18 protein-coding genes are annotated in these 22695 nt (G+C 42.6%); 5 read left to right on the top strand and 13 right to left on the bottom strand.

Translation table 11 applies throughout. The features are described from left to right. The first annotated feature begins 6 nt into the window (after nt 1-6). Both M301_RS04160 and M301_RS04155 read left to right on the top strand, forming a co-directional pair. Nucleotides 7-630 (top strand): methylamine utilization protein, encoded by a 624-nt coding sequence (locus M301_RS04160; RefSeq protein ID WP_013147505.1) that lies wholly within the window; start codon nt 7-9, stop codon nt 628-630. A 38-nt stretch (nt 631-668) separates the two neighbouring features. Further along, a complete protein-coding gene (locus M301_RS04155; protein ID WP_013147504.1) occupies nt 669-3065 on the top strand; it encodes a bifunctional diguanylate cyclase/phosphodiesterase in 2397 nt (798 codons plus the stop codon). 67 nt (nt 3066-3132) lie between these two features. On the opposite strand, the gene M301_RS04150 is transcribed toward M301_RS04155, so the two are convergent. From M301_RS04150 to sucC, 6 genes are all read right to left on the bottom strand, one after another. Then, entirely contained in the window at nt 3133-3474 is a 342-nt protein-coding gene (locus tag M301_RS04150) for a DMT family protein (RefSeq protein ID WP_013147503.1), read from the bottom strand. Between the two features lie 55 nt (nt 3475-3529). Further along, entirely contained in the window at nt 3530-3868 is a 339-nt protein-coding gene (locus M301_RS04145) for a P-II family nitrogen regulator (protein ID WP_013147502.1), read from the bottom strand. Between the two features lie 64 nt (nt 3869-3932). After that, on the bottom strand, nt 3933-5546 hold the full coding sequence (locus M301_RS04140) for an NAD+ synthase (protein ID WP_013147501.1): 1614 nt from the start codon (nt 5544-5546) through the stop codon (nt 3933-3935). An 81-nt stretch (nt 5547-5627) separates the two neighbouring features. After that, on the bottom strand, nt 5628-6581 hold the full coding sequence (locus M301_RS04135; protein WP_013147500.1) for an ankyrin repeat domain-containing protein: 954 nt from the start codon (nt 6579-6581) through the stop codon (nt 5628-5630). Nucleotides 6582-6627: 46 nt separating this feature from the next. Next, entirely contained in the window at nt 6628-7509 is an 882-nt protein-coding gene (sucD, locus tag M301_RS04130; protein WP_013147499.1) for a succinate--CoA ligase subunit alpha, read from the bottom strand. After that, nucleotides 7506-8669, bottom strand: a complete 1164-nt coding sequence (sucC, locus tag M301_RS04125; RefSeq protein ID WP_013147498.1) for an ADP-forming succinate--CoA ligase subunit beta — start codon at nt 8667-8669, stop codon at nt 7506-7508. Before sucC ends, sucD begins: the two co-directional genes overlap by 4 nt. A 143-nt stretch (nt 8670-8812) precedes the next feature. On the opposite strand from sucC, the gene serB reads away from it, so the two are divergent. Then, nucleotides 8813-9667, top strand: coding sequence for a phosphoserine phosphatase SerB (serB, locus tag M301_RS04120; RefSeq protein WP_013147497.1), 855 nt, complete (start codon nt 8813-8815; stop codon nt 9665-9667). Between the two features lie 26 nt (nt 9668-9693). Here the strand turns inward: serB and M301_RS04115 are convergent, their stop codons facing one another. From M301_RS04115 to M301_RS04105, 3 genes are all read right to left on the bottom strand, one after another. Next, nucleotides 9694-10509, bottom strand: a complete 816-nt coding sequence (locus tag M301_RS04115; protein ID WP_013147496.1) for a ferritin-like domain-containing protein — start codon at nt 10507-10509, stop codon at nt 9694-9696. Nucleotides 10510-10532: 23 nt separating this feature from the next. Further along, on the bottom strand, nt 10533-11402 hold the full coding sequence (locus M301_RS04110; protein ID WP_013147495.1) for an SMP-30/gluconolactonase/LRE family protein: 870 nt from the start codon (nt 11400-11402) through the stop codon (nt 10533-10535). A gap of 87 nt (nt 11403-11489) precedes the next feature. Further along, complete coding sequence (locus M301_RS04105; protein ID WP_013147494.1) at nt 11490-12056, bottom strand: hypothetical protein; 567 nt, start codon at nt 12054-12056, stop codon at nt 11490-11492. A 273-nt stretch (nt 12057-12329) separates the two neighbouring features. On the opposite strand from M301_RS04105, the gene M301_RS04100 reads away from it, so the two are divergent. Continuing rightward, nucleotides 12330-12986 carry an NAD(P)H-dependent oxidoreductase gene (locus M301_RS04100; RefSeq protein WP_013147493.1) on the top strand — a complete coding sequence of 219 codons (657 nt, stop codon included), beginning with the start codon at nt 12330-12332 and terminating at the stop codon, nt 12984-12986. Nucleotides 12987-13014: 28 nt separating this feature from the next. Here the strand turns inward: M301_RS04100 and M301_RS04095 are convergent, their stop codons facing one another. The 4 genes from M301_RS04095 to purL all read right to left on the bottom strand — a co-directional run bounded on the left by M301_RS04095 (nt 13015) and on the right by purL (nt 19284). After that, on the bottom strand, nt 13015-14295 hold the full coding sequence (locus tag M301_RS04095) for an NAD(P)/FAD-dependent oxidoreductase (protein WP_013147492.1): 1281 nt from the start codon (nt 14293-14295) through the stop codon (nt 13015-13017). Continuing rightward, nucleotides 14288-14725, bottom strand: a complete 438-nt coding sequence (locus M301_RS04090; RefSeq protein ID WP_013147491.1) for a c-type cytochrome — start codon at nt 14723-14725, stop codon at nt 14288-14290. Before M301_RS04090 ends, M301_RS04095 begins: the two co-directional genes overlap by 8 nt. A 98-nt stretch (nt 14726-14823) precedes the next feature. Beyond that, on the bottom strand, nt 14824-15309 hold the full coding sequence (locus M301_RS04085; RefSeq protein ID WP_013147490.1) for an ankyrin repeat domain-containing protein: 486 nt from the start codon (nt 15307-15309) through the stop codon (nt 14824-14826). Between the two features lie 42 nt (nt 15310-15351). Beyond that, a complete protein-coding gene (gene purL / locus M301_RS04080; protein WP_041359351.1) occupies nt 15352-19284 on the bottom strand; it encodes a phosphoribosylformylglycinamidine synthase in 3933 nt (1310 codons plus the stop codon). Nucleotides 19285-19585: 301 nt separating this feature from the next. Between purL and M301_RS04075 the strand changes: the two genes are divergently transcribed. Beyond that, complete coding sequence (locus M301_RS04075) at nt 19586-22660, top strand: autotransporter family protein (protein ID WP_013147488.1); 3075 nt, start codon at nt 19586-19588, stop codon at nt 22658-22660. The last annotated feature ends 35 nt before the right edge of the window (nt 22661-22695 follow it).

Raw genomic sequence — 22695 nt, 5'->3', positions numbered from 1 at the left:
ATTTTTATGGCTTTTCGCAAACATGCGTTTCCTCAGTACCTCTTTAGCTTTTTATTACTGACATGCATGTTAAACCCACATGCAAAGGCTGCAGAAATTGAAGTTCAAGTGAATGACGTTGCTGGTGCTAGCGTGGAAAATGCAGTGGTATATTTAGAACCAAAAGATAAAACAGCACCAATCTTAAAAAGCCAAGCAGCTATCGCGCAAAAAAATAAAACATTTATTCCTCTGGTGACTGTCATACAAGCTGGCAGCAGTATCATTTTTCCAAACAAAGACTCTGTAAGACATCACGTTTATTCGTTCTCACCTGCCAAAACTTTTGAATTAAAACTTTATTCCGGCGTACCAAGTACCCCAGTAGTGTTTGATAAGGCGGGAACAGTAGTATTGGGTTGCAATATCCACGACCAAATGCTTGCCTTTGTCTATGTTGTGGATACGCCTTATTTTGCTAAAACAGATGCTAGCGGCAAGGTCAAAATTGGTGATGTGCCTAATGGAGATTATCTATTAAAAGTATGGCATTACGCACTGAGAAAAGAAAACGTAACAGTTGATAAGCCAGTATCCACCAAAGATGCTGACACCATCAAAATGGTGATAGATACTAAAGCTTCCATTTAAATTCATTTAGTCGGTCATCAATTCAAACACAACACTTAATGAAATTTAAAAGTCTAAATACAAGAATAACTTTCATATTTCTAGTGCTCATTCTTAGCATCCAGATTGTAGGATCTATCGCCATTAGATTAAGTATTGAAAAAAATGCACGTGCCTCGGTGAACGAACAGTTGGTGCTTGGCGAAAAAATATTCTTAAGCCTGTTAGATCAAAATTCTGAGAGTTTAAGTCAAGGGGCACGAATCCTTGCCATTGATTATGGGTTCAGGCAAGCCATTGCATCTAATGATGATGAAACAATGTTATCTGCGCTTAATAATCAACAAAAACGCCTTGGTGCTAACATCTCAGTCTTTTATACCTCAACCAAGTTTTATACAACTGCTGATGATCATCAGATCATTTCAGGCGAAAAAATTTACAGCGATGTTAAATCTGCAGTAACAGCGCTTGTAGAAAATGCTCAAGGCTCAGGTAACTTTAAAAGTTTTGCCATTTTTAATAACGAACCATACCAACTTGTTGCAGTGCCAGTTAAAGCACCGTTAACCATAGGCTGGGTTATCATGGGCTTCAAGATTAATAATACATTAGCTAAAAAGTTACATAAATTAAGCAATCTTGAGGTCACGTTTGTCAGCAGGGCAAATGAGTCTAATTGGTCACTAACAGCATCCACGTTAACTGGCCATTCAATTAAGAGTGTCATGACCCAACCCTCGAACATCATTGATACGAAAACAATGAATCGAGAAATCGATATTGGCGGCATGTCATTTGGCTCTCGTTACGTGTCAATTTTAAACAGCCCTAACCAAATGCTGTACGCGGTATTACAACGTTCTATTGATGAAGCAACCGCCCCTTATAAAAACCTACAACTTACCTTGTTAATTCTGACAATTTTTGGTGCATTCGTATTTGCTATCAGTATTTACTATGTATCAAAATACATTACCAAGCCCATTACAGACCTAGTGCAAGTAGCCAAAAGCCTTGAAAAAGGTAACTACGAAGTTTCTATTACGACAGATAGAAAAGATGAGCTGGGTGAGCTTAGTCGCAGCTTTAGTAGCATGAGCGAAGCAATTTCAACTAGAGAGAAAAGTATTTCAAGACTCGCTTACTTTGATGAGCTAACACACTTACCTAACAGAACATCATTCATGCTGAGACTGAATAAAGCATTAGAAGAGGCTGAAGTCACCAAGCAACAATTGACCATATTTATTCTAAACTTGAATCGCTTCAAGCAAATCAATAATATTCTAGGCCATGATGCTGGTGACGAGATTTTGCGGGTAGTCGCACAAAAAATTAAAGCGACTGCTAGAGAGCAAGATTTTGTAGCACGTATTGCTGGCGTTCAATTCGCGATGATACTTCCTGATACTACTTCTGAAGTTGGCTTGAGTTTAGCGAATGACTTATCTAAAAGTTTTGAAAGCCCGATCTTAATTAGCATGCAGTCTGTTGATGTCAGTGCAAGTATCGGTATTGCCTCATTTCCAAAGCATGCTAAAAATGAAGCAAAGCTTCTTACGAGAGCTGAAATGGCGATGTATGCAGCTAAAGCCAGTAGAGTTGGGACTACTGTTTTTGATAAAAGCTATGATATAAACAGCTCCACAAATTTATCGATGGCATCTGAACTTAAAAATGCGATTGCTGGCAATCAACTCATCATGTATGTTCAACCTAAGATTGGTATTGCGACGAGCAAACTCACTTCATTAGAAGCATTAGTCCGATGGAAACATCCTGAAAAAGGGTTTATTTTTCCAGATCAGTTCATCCCTTTTGCTGAGCAAACTGGTTACATACAGCTTATTAGTCAGTGGATGCTTAACGAAGCGGCAAGATATAGTCAAATCTGGAATACCATGAATTTACATTATCCGATTGCCGTGAATATCTCTACTAGAGATTTAATTGATCAAGAGTTACCGGAAAAGATTAATGCTATATTCAAAACATACAATATCGATGACAGCTCACTATCGCTAGAAATTACTGAAAGCAGCATCATGGACGACCCTGTTCGTGCGTTGGCGACACTGGACAAACTGTCAGGTATGAATATTAAATTGTCGATTGATGATTTTGGAACTGGTTACTCATCTTTGGCTTATTTAAAACGCTTGCCCGTTAATGAGTTAAAAATAGACAAATCGTTTATTCTAAAAATGGAGCAGGATGAAAGCGATAAGAAAATTGTTCAATCAACGATTGATTTAGGACACAACTTAGGACTTAAAGTCGTTGCGGAAGGCATCGAAAATCAGGTTGTCTGGGATCTATTAAGAAAAATGGGATGTGACTCTGGCCAAGGTTACTATATGTCTAAACCCATGCCTGCCAGTGATTTTGTTAGCTGGATAAATCTTTGGGATAGCAGCTCGATATATAAAGAAACCCAATTAAATATCGATTAGCAAATATGTCGTAAGTGAAATCTAAATAGCAATAGGTTCAAAGCAGCTATAGTGACTCAACTAGCTGTTATGTTCTGAACATAAAATAAACTGCACCCATCAAACATACTCCCGCCCACAAAAAATCCAGCTTGAGTGGCTGATGCATGTAGAGCACAGCAAATGGCACAAACACTGACAAGGTAATCACTTCTTGTAATATTTTCAATTGTCCGAGAGACATTATCGTAAAACCTAGACGGTTTGCTGGCACTTGGAACATATACTCCATAATTGCAATGCCCCAACTAATAAGCGCCGCAATAATCCAAGGTTTCTGACTAAGATTTTTCAAGTGTGCGTACCATGCAAATGACATGAATACATTTGAAATAGTCAGCAGGAGTATGGTTTTGAGAATGGTAGGCATGATGGAATGAAACTAATAAGGTAGGAGTGGCTGTTCGTTGCTCCTACCCAAATATTTATACGGCTGACTCGCCTGTTTCACCAGTACGAATACGAATAACTTGTTCAACTGTGCTGACAAAAATCTTACCATCGCCAATTTTACCTGTATGTGCAGCTTTAATAATGGCGTCCATTGCAGCTTCCGCTAAATCATCCCCCACCACTAATTCCAATTTAATTTTAGGCAAAAAATCAACCACGTACTCAGCACCACGGTATAGCTCAGTATGACCTTTTTGGCGACCAAAACCTTTTACTTCTGTTACCGTTAACCCGTTAACACCAATATTAGATAAGGATTCACGTACTTCGTCTAATTTAAATGGTTTGATGATTGCTTCAATTTTTTTCATATTTGCTGAGCTCCAAAATGGTTTTTAGTTAACTTAATTTAATCATTAAATTTATTTTTTATAATTACTTTAAGTGTATATCAAAATCTAGCTTCACTGTTATCGGATGACGCCTATCTTTTCCAAAACCGCGATGTGTGATGCGAACGCCTACTGGAGATTGGCGACGTTTGTATTCATTTCGATCAATCAGCGTAATCACACGGTTAACATCAGTCGACGAATAACCCATTGCAATAATATCTCTGGCGCTTAAGTTGTCTTCGACATAGGCTTCAATAATAACATCTAGCACGTCATACGGCGGTAAGCTGTCTTGATCTAATTGATTAGCGCGTAACTCGGCAGATGGTGGGCGTGTGATGATGCGCTGAGGAATGGCCCTTGATAAGCTATTGCGATAATCACAAAGCCTGTAGACCAACGTTTTTGGCACATCTTTTAATAAGGCAAAGCCGCCAGCCATATCACCGTAAAGCGTGCAGTAGCCAACGGCTGTTTCACTTTTGTTGCCGGTAGTTACAACAATGCTGCCAAATTTATTCGATATCGCCATCAATAACATGCCACGGATGCGTGCTTGCAGGTTTTCTTCGGTGGTATCAAAAGGTAAACCTTTAAACTCATCAGCAAGCGCCACCCTAAAACTCTCGTAAAGATTAGCAATAGGCATTTGGCTGTACTTAACGCCAAGTAACTTAGCCATTTCAGCAGCGTCATTCACGCTGATATCTGCAGTAAACTCCGAAGGCATCATAACCGCTTGTACTTTTTCAGCGCCTAACGCGTCTACAGCAATCGCCATTGTGAGCGCAGAATCAACTCCGCCTGATAAACCTAACACAACTCCCGGAAAACCATTCTTGCGCACATAATCTTGCAAACCTAGTTTTAAGGCGGTATACACAGAGGCTTCTATCGACAGCTGTGGTGTAACAGCAGCAGGAATTGGCTGCAACCCCATAAATTCGACTATTTCTAACGCGGCATCAAAAGCTGGCAATTGCTGCGTTAAGTCGCCATTTGAATTCAATACAAAAGAGGCACCATCGAATACTAACTCGTCTTGTCCACCCACCATATTGGTATAAATAATGGCCAAATCAGTTTCAGAGGCACGCTCACGCAAAATCTCTAAGCGGGTTGACTGCTTTTCCATATGAAATGGTGATGCATTCAAGGCAATCAACACTTCAGCACCAGCAGCTTTGGCTAATGTTGCTGGATTTGGCTCCCACACATCAGCACAAATCAACACGCCAATCTGCACACCACAATGCTCAAAAACTAGAGGCTCTCCGCCTGCAGTAAAATAGCGTTTTTCGTCAAATACACTGTAATTAGGTAAGGCATGCTTATGGTATGTAGCAAAGACCTCACCATCTTTCAGTACTGATGCCGCATTAAAGCATTCATCACCCACTTGCCGCGGATGCCCAACAATCACAGTAATATCGGTTAACGCAGTGCTTAACTTTTCTAGAGCGGCATCACAAGCCTGCAGAAAGTCTTCACGTAGCAATAAGTCTTCTGGTGGATAACCACACAATGAAAGCTCAGGTGTCACCATCAACGTAGCGCCATGTTGCTTTGCAAGTGCCGCGTTAGCCATTATCTTAGCTACATTACCCGCAATATCACCCACTAAACAATTCATTTGTGCGATGGCGATTTTCATTATGTAATTGTTATTCTTCTTTTTAGAGGTAAATCAAAGTAAAAGTAAATCTAAGCAAAAACAAACTAACTGAGTGTCATATTAATAACTACCGCCAGCACCCTTAATTAACTCCACAATCTCTGTATTCTGTCCTTTAAGCGCATAAACCAAGGCGGTTAAACCATATTGGTCCTTGGCTTTAACTTTTGCATTATTGTCTAAAAGTAATTTCACCATATCAACCTTCTTATTACTGACTGCAATATGCAGCAACGGTGTACCTTCTGAGTCTAAGTTATTCACATTAGCACCCGCTGATAAAAGTGCTTTTGCGGCGTCTAGTTGAGATTTTTTTACGGCCCAAGTGAGTGCGGTCCATTTTGCAAGATCTTTTTGATTAATGCTTGCGCCACGCTTAGCCAATAACTGAATGGCTGGCGCATGGCCTTGACGTGCTGCAACCATCAACGCAGTTAGTCCTAAATTATCTTGCGCCTGAATATCGGCCTTGTTATCAAGCAGCGCAGTAATCGTTGGAATATCACCGCTTTTAGCTGCATGCATCAATACCGTTTTACCATCATCACTCTTGGTGTTTACATCTACACCATGTTTCAGCAAAGTACTCACTGTATCTGAAAACCCAGACACAGCAGCGATACCAAATGCACTCCAACCTGCTGAGTCACGCACTTTAGCATCGGCACCATTCTTTAATAGCACTTCTGCCGTGATGAAATGATTCTTTTTAGCGGCATACATCAATGGTGTCCATCCGCCGTTATCTTTAGCATTAACATCTGCACCCTTGCTGATTAGCGCAGCGACAACATCAGCTTTATCTTTACGCACAGCGTACATTAAAGCCGTTACGCCATCCTCATCTTTTGCGTTGGCATCCGCGCCGCTTGCTAACATTGCATTCACCGTAGCAACATCGCCCTTAGAGGCCGCGGTTAGAAGATATGAAACATCTTCTGTCGCATGAGCAGGCAACACCAGAGCAAAAGTGAGAAATAAGACCGCAAACAAATGTTTAAATAGAATGTGCATATAATCTTTAAATGATTGGTTCCCTATAATTCAATTAAGCTAGAAATTAAGTATTTTTGTTGCTAATGGCAGCCAAAACAGCTTCACCCAAACCAGCAGGTGAACTCGCTACTACCGCGCCAGCTAATTCAAGCGCGCGAATTTTATCAACGGCTTTACCACTGCCCCCAGAGATAATCGCTCCTGCATGCCCCATACGCTTACCTGCAGGTGCAGTTTGCCCTGCGATGTAGGCTGCAACTGGCTTAGTCACATGGCTTTTAATATATTCAGCTGCGGCTTCTTCATCTGAACCACCGATTTCACCGACCATAATAATCGCTTCAGTTTCGCTGTCAGCTTCAAACATTTGCAGGCATTCAATAAAATTTAGCCCTTTAATCGGGTCGCCACCAATGCCCACACAAGTACTTTGACCTAAATTTAACGCAGTAGTTTGATGTACCGCCTCATAAGTGAGTGTACCAGAGCGAGAAACAATGCCAACTTTGCCGCGCATATGAATACTGCCAGGCATGATGCCGATTTTGCACTCATCTGGCGTAATCACGCCCGGACAATTTGGACCGATTAACTTGGTGCCATTAGCCTTTAAAGCGGCTTTCACATTGAGCATATCCAATACAGGGATGCCTTCAGTAATACAAATAATCAAATCTATGCCTGCATCACAAGCTTCTAAAATTGAATCCGCAGCAAAAGCTGGTGGTACGTAAATCACGCTAGCCGTTGCACCAGTTGTTCGCACGGCATCACGCATGGTATTGAACACAGGTAAACCTAGATGAGACATTCCACCTTTGCCTGGTGTAACGCCACCAACCATTTTTGTACCGTAAGCAAGCGCTTGTTCAGAATGAAAAGTGCCTTGTTTGCCAGTAAACCCTTGGCACAACACTTTGGTATTTTTATTAACTAAGATACTCATGCTGACACCGCCTTCACAGCTTGCACGGCAGCATCTGTCAGACCATTTGCTGAAATAATATTCAATCCACTTGTTTGCAACATTTGTTTACCTAAATCCACATTGGTACCTTCTAAACGCACGATGACGGGAATTTGCATACCGACATCTTTAACTGCAGTGATAATACCTTCTGCAATGATGTCACAGCGCATAATGCCACCGAAAATATTCACTAAAATGGCTTTAACATTATTGTCTGCTAAGATAATTTTGAATGCTTTAGTTACAGTTTCAGCCGTTGCGCCACCACCCACATCAAGGAAGTTAGCTGGCGTTCCGCCGTGCAGCTTGATTAAATCCATAGTTGCCATGGCCAACCCTGCTCCATTGACCATGCAGCCGATATTGCCGTTAAGCGCGATATAATTTAAGCCAGCATGATGCGCAACCGCTTCTTTACTGTCCTCTTGTGACCAATCACGTTGCTCAGCCAAGGCTTTTTGACGATACAGCGCATTATCATCAATACTCATTTTACAATCTAAGGCAAATAATTTACCCTCGGCCGTCACCACTAGTGGATTAATTTCCAGCAAAGCCAAATCATTTTCTTTGAATAAACGATACAGGCCTTTTAAAATTTTAGTAAAAGCACTAATTTGCTCACCAACTAAATCTAACTTAAACGCCAAATTGCGCGCCTGAAAATCCACAACGCCATTTAACGGATCGCACACTTCCTCTAAGATTTTCTCAGGGCTAGTTTGCGCGATTTCTTCAATATCCATGCCACCAGCACTTGACGCAATAATCACCACACGCTCCAGCGTTCTATCTACCAGCATAGACAGATAAAGCTCGCGTGCGATTGGCAGCGTTTCCTCAATCAACACTTGGTTTACAAGTTGGCCATCTGGCGCATTTTGATAGGTCACTAAGGTTTTGCCTAAAAGCTCGCTCACAACCGCTTGCGCTTCTGTGGTTGATTTAACCAACTTAACACCACCCGCTTTACCGCGACCACCAGCATGGATCTGCGCCTTCACAACCCATGCATCACTGGCGATTTCTGTAGTCGCAGCAGCCGTGTCTTTAGCCACTGTCACCACTTGCCCACGTGGAACTGGAATGCCGTACTTTTGCAGTAAAGTTTTGGCCTGATATTCGTGCAAATTCATAAAATAATGTTCTTATTAAAAGTAATGCACATTTTCGCGCAAAACAGCCAAATGCGCTAGCATTGGCTTGATATTCTGTGTGTTTTAGTCATTTGAAATAGGTGCCAAGTGTATAATTACTTTTTTAATAAAATTTTTAAGCCATGCGTCTCGTTATTCAAGCTTCTCCAAGCCAAGGTTCTACCATCACTTTTTCGCATTTGGCCCACATACACCAATTGTGCGCGACCAGTGTTCAATTCACTCAAATTGCGGAACATGCTTACTACTTAGCTAACCAGAACAAGCCAATCGAAGCTGTACAAAAGTTTTGTGAGCAACAGAAAATTGACTGTGCCTATGTAGAAGATAAACAACTTCTTAAAAATTATGGCTTGTGCGTCATGGACATGGATTCCACGCTGATTAGTATCGAATGTATCGATGAAATCGCAGACACGGTCGGCATTAAACCGCAAATCGCCGCGATTACCGAGCGTGCTATGCAAGGGGAACTAGATTTCGCCCAAAGCCTGCGTGAACGCGTGGCGTTACTCAAAGGCTTGCAAGAGTCTGATTTAATGCGCGTATTGAATGAGCGTCTTAAATTGAACCCTGGCGCACTTGAGTGGATAGCTGCATGTAAGGCAAATAACATCACCACTTTGCTAGTTTCTGGCGGATTCACTTTCTTTGCTGAACGTGTGAAAGAAATGCTTAAGTTAGATTATGCCGTTTCAAACACGCTAGAAATTATAGACGGGAAATTGACGGGCAAAGTATTAGGCAATATTGTAGATGCTCAAGTCAAAGCCGACGAGTTAATTAAATTACGTGAGAAATTGGGTTTAAGCACAGCACAAACCATTGCAATTGGCGATGGCGCCAATGACCTTAAGATGATGTCCGCAGCAGGCATTGGTATCGCTTATCATGCTAAGCCTATCGTACAAGCGCAAGCCACTTATGCGCTGAACCATGTGGGATTAGATGGCGTCATCAATCTACTTACCACCTAAAGCACCACTCTGGCTATTAAATACGTTTAAAGCGCACCTAAATATTCAAGCTCAACTTCAGTAAATCCCGCTTGTCGCCTTGCATCCATATTAAATGGTGGTCGCAGTTTAGGCGCGCTGTATTGTTCTGCCAGTTGCCGATAGGTAGACACTGGCTCCAAATCACTTTGCTCGCAAAGCCAGTTAAACCAGTAATTACCAATGGCAACATGGCCAATTTCATCGCGCAAAATAATATCTAATATCTCGGTTGCTGGTACATCCCCTACTTGCGCCAACTTAGCTCTTAACTGGGGTGAGGCATCTAAGCCACGCGCTTCCATTGTACGCGGCACTAAGGCGATGCGCGCCAGCACGCTGTCTTTAGTTCTTTCTGCCATTTCCCACAGGCTATTGTGCGCATCAAAATAGCCGTAATCAAAACCCAAGCTCTGTAAATGTGCGTTGAGCAGACTAAAATGATAAGCCTCTTCATCGGCCACTTTAAGCCAATCCGCATAGAACTGAGCGGGCATTTCAGCAAAGCGCCAAATCACATCTAATGCCAAATTAATCGCGTTAAACTCAATATGGGCAAGCGCATGAATCAAAGCCACTCGGCCTTCTAGCGTATTCATAGCACGGTGTTTAAGTAACCTTGGCGCAATCAGTTGAGGTTTCTCTGGTCGCCCGGGGACTGGTAGGTGTGCAGATATAGATTGATTTTCGTCTAACAAAATATCGCCAGCTAGCCAATTCCTGGCAAGCTGGCGCATTGCATTGGCTTTCGTCACAGCATTTGTTTCCGCCAAGCAATCAAAAGCCGCTTGTCGAAGTTCTAGCTGTACAGCGCCTGAAGTCATTTAACCAATATATTCAGTAACTGTTATTGCAAAGGAATGAAATCCAACTCGCCTGCTTTCATGTCTGGCACCATGATGTATTTCTCATCTTTGGTAATTGCAATATCCGCAGCTGATTGATAGCCACCCTTTACTAAAGCGACATCGCCTTTGGTGTTCACACTAAATACCTTACCGTTTTTCCAATCACTCACGTACATAGTGCCGTTAGAGCGATGTAATAAACCATCACCACCACCAAAACCTTCTGCAATATCGTTGAGTGCTTTGGTATCTGTGTTCAAGCTGTAAAGTATGCCAGAAGTGAAGTCGACGTAAATTAACACCTTACCTGTATCGTCAGCAAGCAAGCCATTTGGCGCTTTAACGCGCGCATCCTGCTCATTATTAATCAGCAGTTTAACCTCCCCTTTTGGGCTGATTTTATAAATAGCGCCGCCTTTGCCTGCACCAAACAAGTCACCACTATCACTTACATACAAATTGCCTTGAGGATCTGCCTCCAAGTCATTTAAGAATAAAGGCGTAACTGGAAATGCGCTTGTTGGCACAAATGTTTGCACTTTTCCATCCATATCAATTTTCATGATTTTGGTTTTATCGGCCACGAACAAAGTTTTACCAATAATTGCTAAGCCTTTTGGGTCATCCAAACCTGTCGCAAATACGCGTTTCTTGCCATTCTCGATAACAGTAATCTGACCGTCACCATCTTTACCAAATTCATTGATTTCAGAGACATAGATTTTGCCATTCTTAGCTTGAACCGCTGACTCTGGTGTTTTCAGTCCTGTGATTTTTTGCATCACACCTTGGTTGCTTTTCACTTCAGTCGCACAACCCGTTGCTAAAAAAGCCAGCATTAACGTGCTTATTATTAATTTCTTTTGCATGATTCTATCCTTTGAATTTTAAAACTATAAAAATGCTGCGACCCAAGTTAAGCCAATCCAGGTTAAGCTTAATCCGAACTAAGTCGTCTAATAAAAGCTAACTTTTGTGTCGTTTTGTGCGCCAATCATGCCACATGGCAACTTAGCTTCTGATTTGACACTATCCTGCGAAGGATTAATGGTAAGTTTAGTCATTAAATCTTGCATCGCCAAACCATAAACTTTATTAAGATGGTATTTGGTGCCATTATCAAAACTGGTATACCCAAGCTGCTGCGCCTCTCCTACATAAGTGCCTAACACATCACCTTTGCCTGAAAATACGGTCGCGACTAGCTTGCTATGATAGACATGCATCTGCGGGTTATAAAACACGCTCGGCTTAATGCGGACAATCGTATCGGCAGTTTCATTCGCCTGACATAACGCCATTTCAGCATGTTTTTCTTGTAGTGATTTTAAAGCGATAGGCTCGACCAATGGGCCTTGTGCAAACCAATACTCATAGTAAGGTGCCAATAGATGCACGCTGTAGTTGTAATCATTCGGGCTGATATACAACAAGGTTTTTGCGTTCGATTCAGCCGCGTGAACTGAGGCTGAAAGAGTTCCGAGCAATAACATTCCGACTATTTTCTTAGTAAAACTTATCATAGACTGACTCCTGATGTCATTCGTTGGTGACCTTCGCATATCTAAATCAATACTTAGTGTTTGAAGAGTAGACTTTAGTTCTTATTAAGTGTTGAGATGTGAGCTTAGCATAGTCGAAATTACATTTTTAAGGCTTTTTCTAATTTATTAGATTATGCTAAGGTTAAATTGCATGGCTCATGCTTAACTGTATATTACTCATATAATATGGTTCTCAAGCCCACATTAATCAAGAGTTAAAGTACTAAATTTTTTATATTTTAAGTAAATAAAATGACTAAACAAAACATATTAAAAGCCTTTCAGTTCCGCCATGCTTGCAAAGAGTTTGACCCTAGCAAAAAAGTCGCTAAAGAAGATATGGATTTCATCTTAGAAACAGCCCGTTTGTCGCCTAGCTCTTTTGGCATCGAGCCTTGGCATTTTATAGTGGTGCAAGATGCTGAATTAAGAGAAAAGCTTAAAAATGGTGCTTGGGGTGCAACTAAAAAGTTAGAAACTGCTAGTCACTTCGTTGTCTGCTTGACTATGAAATCGCATTTTCTAAAATACGATAGTCCATACGTCAAAAACTTTATGAAGAACGTACAGCATCTATCTGATGAAGTGATCGAGCCAAGAAGCAAGTTTTACACGGAGTTCCAAAAATCTGACTTTAACTTGAGTGATGATAGAAAGCTATTTGATTGGGCCGCTAAGCAAAGTTACATTCCATTAGCTAACATGATGACGACCGCAGCCATGCTAGGCATAGACTCCTGCCCGATTGAGGGCTTTAAACAGGCTGAGACAGATGCCGTTTTACAACAAGACTTTGGTGTCGATACCACGCAATATGGCATTTCTTACATGGTGGCTTTTGGCTATAGAGTGAATGAACCCAAAATAAAAACCAGAAGATCAACGGAAGAAGTGATTACTTGGCGTTAAGCAAATATCCTTAAGTTCTAAATACTACTTAAGTTAAAGTGTCTGCCCAAATATTCTGCGCCCAAGCCACCGCATATGCGCCCTCTTTCTCACTCGGGCTCATGGACACGCCACCACCTTCGGCTGATACCATGATTTTTTTTCCTTCGTCATAGCGGTACACATTGGCTACATGCATGGCAGATTTATCCGTGACATAGCTATAACAAGTATTGGCAAATACTGGCGCCGGATCTGGCGCTTGCCCTGCAAACAATTGCACAATTGCATTCGCGCAAACCTTAGCCTGATTAGTCGCCATATGCGCAGATTTTGGCAAACCAGCGGCTACGCTATCACCCAACACATGTATGTTAGGCACTAACTTAGATTCATACGTTAAAAAGTTAATATCACACCACGGGTAATCTTTTTCTGTCAAATTGGCGATTTGTGCAATCTTGCCCGCGCGTTGCGGTGGGATTACATTCAGCACACCGGCTTTTATTTTATCAAAATCTGTAGACACCGTTTTGGTAGCAACATCCACACCTGTCATCGCATTATCAGGGCGATAATCCACAATGCCAGCATAAGTCTCGTTAAAGACCCTAGTGAATAATCCTTTTTTCGAAATGATTTCTGCGTTGGCATCTAACACGATGACTTTGCTTTTTGGTTTATGCGCTTTGAAGTAACTCGCCACTTGGCAGGCACGCTCGTAGGGTCCTGGTGGGCAGCGATATGGCGCTTTAGGCACATTCATTACAAACACGCCACCATCTGGCATCGCCTCTAGTTGTTTGCGTAAATTAACAGTTTGCCAACCGGCTTTCCATGCATGTGGAATCTGCTGTTGCGCTTCAGCGCTCGCCAACATCGGCAAAGTGTCATAATTAAAATCAACGCCTGGCGCGACGATTAATCTATCGTAGCTAAGCTCTCCGCGCAGCATAGTGATTTTCTTCGCTGAGGCATCAATCGCCGTAACCGTATCTTGCACCCACTTAATACTGTGATTGGATTTAAGTGCATCATAGCCAAAGGTTAAGTCATTAATGCTTTTACTGCCGCCCAATACCAGATTGCTTAATGGGCAAGATACAAATTGCGAGTTTGGTTCAACCACAACTACTTCAATTGAGCCCAAACTCCAAAGTCGTAAATACTTAGCGACGGTAGCGCCCGCATAGCCACCACCGATGACGACAACACGGCCTATAGGCGGCTTAGTCGCTCGTGCAAAACCACTATTGCTAATAACTAAAGCGCCAGCAGCACCTGCTAGCTTAATAAAATCGCGCCGATTAAACTGATTAGTATTATTCATGGTCAGCCTTTAATGTTTGTGATTTTAGCGCTGTGGTTATGACACGTTTTTGTTGCGAAAAATGTACTGCTAGTTGATTGATTTCATCTACCGTTAAGCCTTTAGCGTGATGATGCATTACGGTCGCTTTACGGCTACCGTCTTTGAAACCAAGCATTTTTTCAGTGAACTCAGTAGACGCCATCCCCGCCAGTACTGCATTAGCACCATCATCACTGTTAGCTGCTACTGAGTTACCTTGCGTACCATGACATGCAGCGCATGAAGCCGCTAACTGGCGTATGTGGATGTTTTGAACGTCTGAAAAAGCAGAAACCTCAGCTGCATTACCAATTAATGGCGTGCAAACTGAGGTTGTCAGTAGTAAGGCTACGAAAGCTTTATTTTTAAACCAAGCATTTTTAAACCAAGTTTCTTTTATAGGCTTCATGGTATTTTTCTGAAAAATCAAAACACCATTCTAATTGGTTTTTTTACTTTGCGTGTATGACTACAAATAAAATACAGTAGTCACACTAACGCATTAAATTAGAAGCATTTTTCGTCTTGGCAACCGTCATCTTTAACGCCTACAGATTCCATCAACTTCACCATATCAGGCTGTTCTTGATCACGGAAGTAACGAATGAGAGAAACATCGCCTTTTAATTTCAAATTAACATCTGCGCCACTTGCAGCGAGTAACTTAATAAGTTCTACATTGCCACTAAATGCCGCCATATGAAAAGCTGTATTTTGACTTGCAGGATGCACATAATTTTTATCAGCACCTTTAGAAAGTAGATACTTCACTGTATCTAAATTGCCATGTGAGGCAGCCATTTGTAGAGGCTCCCAAGCGAAAAATTTTTGGTTCACTAATGTCGGTTCTGCTTCTACGAACTTCTTAACAACTTTTGTATTTCCAGTAGAGAGTGCATCCGTAAATGCTAGGTATTCTTCATCAGTAAGCGCAAAACTATTGAGTGAAAAACTTAAGGCTACCATTGCTAATATTGCTTTAAACATATTCATGCTAATTAATCTCCAAACTTCTAGTTAATGTGTTTTTTTAAATTACCCAACATACTTTCTTGCATTACGGAACATCCGAATCCAAGCACTATCTTCACTATCACCGCAACGCTGCCATGTGTTTTGCACATTACGAATCACCCGTTCAGGATGTGGCATCATAATACTAAAACGTCCATCTGTGCTGGTTAATCCAGTAATCCCTTGTGGAGAACCGTTTGGATTAAACGGATAGCTTGTCGTCGGCGTTGACGCATTGTCAATAAAGCGCATCGTCACCAATTTTTTCGCTAACACCTCATTGACTGCGGAATTTTCAGAAGGTTCTTTGAACTCCGTAAATCCTTCACCATGCGCCACAGCGATTGGCATTTTGCTACCAGCCATGCCGTTAAAGAATAATGATGGCGACTCTAGAACCTCGACCATCGCTAGTCTAGCTTCAAATTGCTCAGATTTATTTTTTACAAAATGTGGCCAATGTGCCGCACCTGGAATGATGCTTTGTAAATTACTCATCATTTGGCAACCGTTACACACACCTAATGCGAAGCTATCGGTACGGTTAAAGAATGCTGAGAACTCATCGCGTGCACGTGAGTTAAACAAAATAGATTTCGCCCAACCTTCACCTGCACCTAGTACATCACCGTATGAGAATCCACCGCAAGCTACAACGCCTGCAAAATCTTTAAGCGAAACTCTGCCAGCAATAATGTCACTCATGTGTACGTCATAGCTTGCAAAGCCAGCACGGTCGAATGATGCGGCCATTTCCACATGACCATTCACGCCCTGCTCACGCAGAATTGCCATTTTAGGACGCGCGCCAGTCGAAATGTAAGGTGCGGCAATGTTTTCATCTGGCTTGTAGATAAGCTCTACAAATAATCCACGATTTTTTTCGTCTAATATGCGGTCAAACTCTTGTTGTGCACAAGCTGGGTTGTCCCGTAACTTTTGCATTTGGTAAGTCGTTTCTGACCACATACGATGCAAGTTAACGCGCGTATCACTAAATACCACTTTGCCATGCTGTCTAATTTCAATTTGATTGCCAGCGACAACTTCACCAACAACATGCGCCAAGCCATTAAACTGCTTAACGATAGCTTCTGCATCTGCCGCTGCCACTTGTATCACAGCGCCTAACTCTTCGTTATACAATGCACTCGCCACATCGCCTTGCAGGTTTGAAATATCCACCTTCAAACCGCAATGACCAGCAAATGCCATTTCAACTAACGTAGTAAATAAGCCGCCGTCTGAACGGTCATGGTAAGCTGAAATTTTGCCAGCTTTATTCAATTGCTGAATCGTATTAAAGAAATGCTTCAGATGCGCTGCATCATCCACATCTGGCGCGACATCACCCACTACACCATAAACCTGTGCCAAGCTTGAACCACCCATGCGGTTTTTGCCTGCGCCTAAATCAATCAATATTAATTTAGAAGCGACTTCTGTTTGCAATTGCGGCGTTAACGTTTTACGTGCATCTGGCGTCGTTGCAAAAGCGGTCACTACCAATGAAATCGGTGAAGTGACGGCTTTATTGGTGCCGTCTTCGTTCCAGACGGTTTTCATCGACATTGAGTCTTTACCTACAGGAATACTTACGCCTAATTGTGGGCAAAGTTCCATACCGACTGCTTTTACTGTTTCAAATAAAGCGGCATCTTCACCTGCATGACCTGCAGGCGCCATCCAGTTGGCTGATAGTTTCAATACACTTAAATCATCAATCAAACAGGCAGCAATATTAGTAATTGACTCGCCAATTGCCATGCGACCTGATGCTGGTGCATTGATTAAAGCTAGCGGTGCTTTTTCACCAATGGCAAACGCTTCACCTACGTAAGTTTCATAACCTGCAAGCGTGACAGCAACATCTGCCACTGGCACTTGCCATGGACCGACCATTTGCTCGCGCGCCACTAAACCAGTCACTGAACGGTCACCAATGGTAATCAGGAAAGTTTTGTCAGCTACGCCTGGCAATCTCAATACACGTGCTGCAGCATCTTTTAAATCAATTTTGCTGGTATCAAAAGCCTGTAATTGCTTAGTAGTACTTTTCACATCACGCGTCATTTTTGGCGGTTTGCCTAGTAATACTGACATATCCATATCCACTGGATTATTGTCAAAATGCGTATCAGCAACAGTTAAATGACGCTCTTCAGTGGCAATACCTACCACGGCAAACGGACAACGTTCACGCTCACAAATCGCTTTAAAGCGCGGTAAATCTTCTTGCGCAATCGCCATGACATAACGCTCTTGCGCTTCGTTGCTCCACAGCTCGCGCGGTGACATGCCAGGCTCTTCATTATTCACATCACGTAATTGGAATGTCGCACCTACGCCAGCATCATTCACTAGCTCTGGGAAAGCATTTGAAATACCACCTGCACCAACATCATGAATGCTGAGAATCGGGTTAGCATCGCCAAGTTGCCAGCAACGGTCAATCACCTCTTGCGCCCTGCGCTCAAGCTCTGGGTTGCCGCGTTGTACTGAGTCAAAATCCAGGTTTTCAACGTTGCTACCTGTATCCATACTTGATGCCGCACTTCCGCCAAGACCAATCAACATGGCTGGGCCACCAAGTTGCACTAAAGCGGCACCTGCTGGAATTGGATTTTTCTTGGAATGTTTTGCAGAAATGTTGCCTATACCACCTGCCAACATAATTGGTTTATGGTAGCCACGTACTTCAGCTTTACCATTAGCATCTAGACTTTCCAACTCAAAAGTACGGAAGTAACCTGCAATATTTGGACGACCAAACTCATTGTTATATGCTGCGCCACCTAGTGGGCCGTCAATCATAATTTGGAATGGTGATGCAATGCGGCTAGGGCGACCGTAGTCTTTAGCTTCCCAAGGTTGCGTAAAATTTGGAATATTTAAGTTAGATACTGAAAAGCCAGTCAAACCGGCTTTAGGCTTAGAACCGCTGCCAGTTGCGCCTTCATCACGAATCTCGCCACCTGCGCCGGTTGCCGCGCCAGCAAATGGTGAAATCGCTGTTGGGTGATTATGCGTTTCAACCTTCATCAGATAATGCATTTCTTCTTCTACAAAGCTATATGCACCATTTTTACCCGGGTAAAAACGCTTGGTTTTTTCGCCAGAGTTTTGACCCTCAACAATTGAAGAGTTATCAGAATAAGCCACCACGGTACTGCCAGGGTTCAACTTGTGCGTATTGCGTATCATGCCGAATAGCGATATTTCTTGCTGAGCGCCATCAATCACCCAATCCGCATTAAAAATCTTATGGCGACAATGCTCAGAGTTTGCTTGTGCAAACATCATCAACTCCACATCGGTTGGATTACGACCCATACGCAAAAAGTTTTCCAGCAAATAGTCCACTTCATCTGGCGATAGCGCCAAACCTAGTTCAGAGTTTGCTTGCACAAGCGCTTGCTTGCCACCTTGCAGAATATCTACCGTGCTTAGCGGTTTTGGTGCATCGGCGTGATACAGCTTAGCTGCATCGTCCAAACTCGCAAATACCATTTCGGTCATGCGGTCGTGAATCAAAGGCAAAAGTTGCTGACGCTCTTCCTGCGTTAATTTTTCACCATTTTTGGTTTGCACAAAATAAGCAATGCCGCGCTCTACGCGTTGCACAGCCTCTAGGCCACAATGTTTAACGATATCAGTCGCGCGCGAAGCCCAAGGTGAGATCGTACCGATTCGAGGAATTACCAAAAGCAACTCGCCTTGCGGATCTTCAGCGTGCATCGTCGGACCATAAGTCAAAATCTCTTTTAAAGTATTTTGCTGTACTTCATTGAGTGCAACATCAGTCCAAATGAAATGGCGAAATTCAGCATAAAAATGCTTGATGTTTGAAACATTCTGACTGAGTTGAGATTGGATTTTCTCGATACGAAATTGAGATAAAGCGGCGCTGCCACGCAGGCAAGCCATTTGTGTGTGGGCTTTAGATTGAGTCATTGAAGTTCAGCTAAACAGACGATTTTCGAAAGCGTAATTCTACCAGATTGGAGGCAACTAAGCCTCAAAAAACTGAGGTGGGATTATGCATTAGGCATTGTGGCTATATACAACCACAAAAAATACCTAACAACCAGTTATTGGCTGCATACAACCATAATTCTTGTTGAAAAACTTTTAAATACACCTAACCAATTGTTTTTATTAAATAAATATTCAGGTATGAAATTTGCTGAATACACCCTCGCAATTAAATTAATCATTATAAAAATTAATTAACTCAACCTAGGGGACTTACACAGTGGTCACAGAAAACAGTTACACACGCATTAACCATAAAATACACTTGGCCGTTTTAGCCGCTTTGCCTATGCTGGCGTTGGCTTCACTAAACGCCAGCGCAGCTTGTACTGGTAGCATTGCCAGTCCAGTATCGGCAGCTATCACTGTGCAATGTAATGGCATTGGCACTGACGGCAATATTACCAATGCGAGCAGCACAACTTATAACGATACAACGAGCACATCAACGGCTGGTAACAATACCTTGATTCAGTTTGACGGCCAAGGCAGAACACTTACCAACACAGGCAACATTATCAATAATCGTGAGATTACAGGCACAACTGGTGCACGCGGTCGCACTGCCGTATTGATGGGAGCCGCTACATTAAATGCAGGCTCTGGAACTGTATTTACAACCAATTTACCAACAACTGGCGTAACGACCGTGACCATCAATGCGGCGCCAACTACTGCCTATGTAGGGCAAACAGTTGTATTTGGTCGTTACAATGCGGCTGAAGGTGATTTTGCAGCTGGTGTGACACGCATTATTACTGCAGTAGATGTCGTAGCTAAAACCATTACTTTTGCAGATGCGCTACCAGCTGATTTTGCTGGTACTGCCAACACTGATCCAGCCGGCTACAAAGTTGTTTCTAATTATGGCGTAACTAGTATTGTAAATGGTGAAACTTACAATAATGTCATCAATAACTCAGGCACCATTTCAAGCCGAATTACTGCGGGAGAAATTAACGCAGATAAAACAGGGACGGGTCCGTTTGCCTCAGTCTCAAATACTGCAGCGGTTAAAGGCATCACAATGTCGGTTGAAGGCGACTATCTGATTAACAATGCGGCAACTGGTGTCATTAGCGTTAAACATGATGGTATTGGCGCAGCATATGCAATTGAAGAAGGTGGTGCAGTTGAGGGATTAGTCGTGAATAACGCTGGCATCATTAGCGCTGAACGCACAGCTGCACTTACTTTAGTCAATAACAGCGCGACTGGAAACCCAACGGCAACGGCAGTGATTGGCGGCAATACCTACTTAGCGCAAACAGTTGCACTTGTAAATGCCATTAACACGCAAGAAGAAGCTGAGGAGTTCACACTAAACAATAGTGAATCAGGTATCGTACGCGCTACTGGCGATTATGCCGCTGCAATTTACATGCGTGCTGGTGAGAAAACTATTGTTAATGAAGGCTTGATTGAATATGTAGGCAGCAAAGGTTTTGCGATTGGTGCCGTGTCTGACCCCGGTGCAGTTCGCACATTAGAGCTAGAAAATACTGAAACAGGCATTATTAAAGGCGATATTTTAGTGACTAGTGGCAATGCCTTACGTTGGTATTTGCTCAGCACAGAAGGCGGCACGGCGGGTAAGGACAGTCGCTTGAACATCAACAGTCATTATGGCCAGTCTGATAGTGAAATTGAAAATGCAGGTCAGATTATCGGTAATTTATATTTCAGCAATGGCACGCATATTCTTACCAACGAAGAAACTGGCGTGATTACTGGCAACATTGATTTAGACCAGCGCAATACATACAGCGCCAGTGGTAACGGCACATTACTTGGTACAAAAGATTTTACCTTTGAAAATGCTGGTTCATACGCAGGCAATATTACGATTAGAACTGCCGCTAACAGTAGCGCAACTTTAATTCCAACAATCACAGGCAGCGGTGCTGGCTCTTCTTTAGCATCACCATCCGATAATATTGCAGGCATGGGAAGTGTGCTAACAATTGACGCTACCGCTGGCGCGGGAACTGTAACCGTTGCGCCAAAAACTTTAGTGACGGTAAAAGCGGGAGAATATTTTAAAGTAGCTGATATGCTCACTTTAGCTGGTGGTGCTGTTACACCGGTAGTTGATAGCATCAACACGCCATTGGTCAACTGGACGATCACAACTAACGCAAGTAATAATTTGGTGATTGGTGTTGATGCGTTGAATAGTGCAACAACGATTGCAGGCGTTAGCGCAAGCAGTGCAGTTGCAATTGATGCTTTAATGAACAGTAATGCATCAACTGTTGGTGGTGCATTGCAATCTCCAACCATCACCACCGCTCAACTTAACACAGCTGGTCAGCAGCTACGCCCAGAAGCGAACAACGCTTCCATGCAAGCCACCATTGCTGCGGTTGACCATGTTTCTGCCTTAATCGTTAATCATCAAGATGAAACTCGCGTTGCTAGCAATGAAAATAGCGGCATTTCAACAGGTGAGAGTGCTCAAGGTACCAGTATTTGGATGCAAGGTTTTGGCTTTAAAGGTGATCAAAATAAACGTAATGGTACTGATGGTTACACCGCCAACACAGGTGGTTTTGCAGTGGGTACCGACACAGCTATAGGCAACGGCGATTTTCGTGTAGGCGGCGCATTCGGTTATGCGTCTACTGGCATTGATGGCGATGGTGTAACGCAAGCAAACCGCACAGATATTGATAGCTACCAAGGCACGTTATATGGTTCTTGGAACGCGGGTGCGTGGTATTTAGATGCAGCGCTAGGCTACGGCAAACACCAATATGACACCAAACGCTTTGTTAGCTTAGTCAATGCTTCAGTCACAGGCTCGCACGATGCAAACCAATACTTAGCAAAAATTGGCGGCGGCTACCCTATGCAAGTAGGCAAAGTCACCATTACGCCGATGGCATCACTCACTTACATTAAATTAGACCAAAGCGGCTATACCGAAAAAGACCCTAGCAACTCAGGCGCTGCTTTAAATGTAGATAGCGTCGATAGTGATTCATTTCGCTCAGGCTTAGGTGCAAAAATTTCAGCACCATTATCTAGCGGTAAAGTTAAAACTACTGCAGATGCACGCTTAATGTGGAACCACGAGTTTGCTGACACAAATCAAGACATCGCAGCAAGATTTGCAGGCGGCACTAGCTTTACCACTAAAGGCATGAGCCAAGCACGCGACTCTGCTAACATTGGTTTAGGCCTAAATTTTATTGCGGATAATCATCAGAACCTATCAGTGAATTATGATGCTGAAGTAAAAAGTGGTTATATTGGACATACTGCATCGGTTAAATTGAGAATTGATTTCTAATCGATTAATCATGCAAATAAAGTAATTTAAGCAAT

This window comes from Methylotenera versatilis 301, assembly GCF_000093025.1.
Lineage (GTDB): Bacteria > Pseudomonadota > Gammaproteobacteria > Burkholderiales > Methylophilaceae > Methylotenera > Methylotenera versatilis.
This window is presented reverse-complemented; position numbering and strand designations above follow the sequence as displayed.

Coding starts and splice junctions, on each gene's coding strand:
- M301_RS04155 (WP_013147504.1), top strand. CDS start 669: ATGAAATTTAAAAGTCTAAATACAAGAATAACTTTCATATTTCTAGTG.
- M301_RS04110 (WP_013147495.1), bottom strand. CDS start 11,402: ATGCAAAAGAAATTAATAATAAGCACGTTAATGCTGGCTTTTTTAGCA.
- M301_RS04140 (WP_013147501.1), bottom strand. CDS start 5,546: ATGAAAATCGCCATCGCACAAATGAATTGTTTAGTGGGTGATATTGCG.
- M301_RS04085 (WP_013147490.1), bottom strand. CDS start 15,309: ATGAATATGTTTAAAGCAATATTAGCAATGGTAGCCTTAAGTTTTTCA.
- M301_RS04105 (WP_013147494.1), bottom strand. CDS start 12,056: ATGATAAGTTTTACTAAGAAAATAGTCGGAATGTTATTGCTCGGAACT.
- sucD (WP_013147499.1), bottom strand. CDS start 7,509: ATGAGTATCTTAGTTAATAAAAATACCAAAGTGTTGTGCCAAGGGTTT.
- serB (WP_013147497.1), top strand. CDS start 8,813: ATGCGTCTCGTTATTCAAGCTTCTCCAAGCCAAGGTTCTACCATCACT.
- M301_RS04090 (WP_013147491.1), bottom strand. CDS start 14,725: ATGAAGCCTATAAAAGAAACTTGGTTTAAAAATGCTTGGTTTAAAAAT.
- M301_RS04095 (WP_013147492.1), bottom strand. CDS start 14,295: ATGAATAATACTAATCAGTTTAATCGGCGCGATTTTATTAAGCTAGCA.
- M301_RS04135 (WP_013147500.1), bottom strand. CDS start 6,581: ATGCACATTCTATTTAAACATTTGTTTGCGGTCTTATTTCTCACTTTT.
- M301_RS04160 (WP_013147505.1), top strand. CDS start 7: ATGGCTTTTCGCAAACATGCGTTTCCTCAGTACCTCTTTAGCTTTTTA.
- sucC (WP_013147498.1), bottom strand. CDS start 8,669: ATGAATTTGCACGAATATCAGGCCAAAACTTTACTGCAAAAGTACGGC.
- M301_RS04145 (WP_013147502.1), bottom strand. CDS start 3,868: ATGAAAAAAATTGAAGCAATCATCAAACCATTTAAATTAGACGAAGTA.
- M301_RS04150 (WP_013147503.1), bottom strand. CDS start 3,474: ATGCCTACCATTCTCAAAACCATACTCCTGCTGACTATTTCAAATGTA.
- M301_RS04115 (WP_013147496.1), bottom strand. CDS start 10,509: ATGACTTCAGGCGCTGTACAGCTAGAACTTCGACAAGCGGCTTTTGAT.
- M301_RS04100 (WP_013147493.1), top strand. CDS start 12,330: ATGACTAAACAAAACATATTAAAAGCCTTTCAGTTCCGCCATGCTTGC.
- purL (WP_041359351.1), bottom strand. CDS start 19,284: ATGACTCAATCTAAAGCCCACACACAAATGGCTTGCCTGCGTGGCAGC.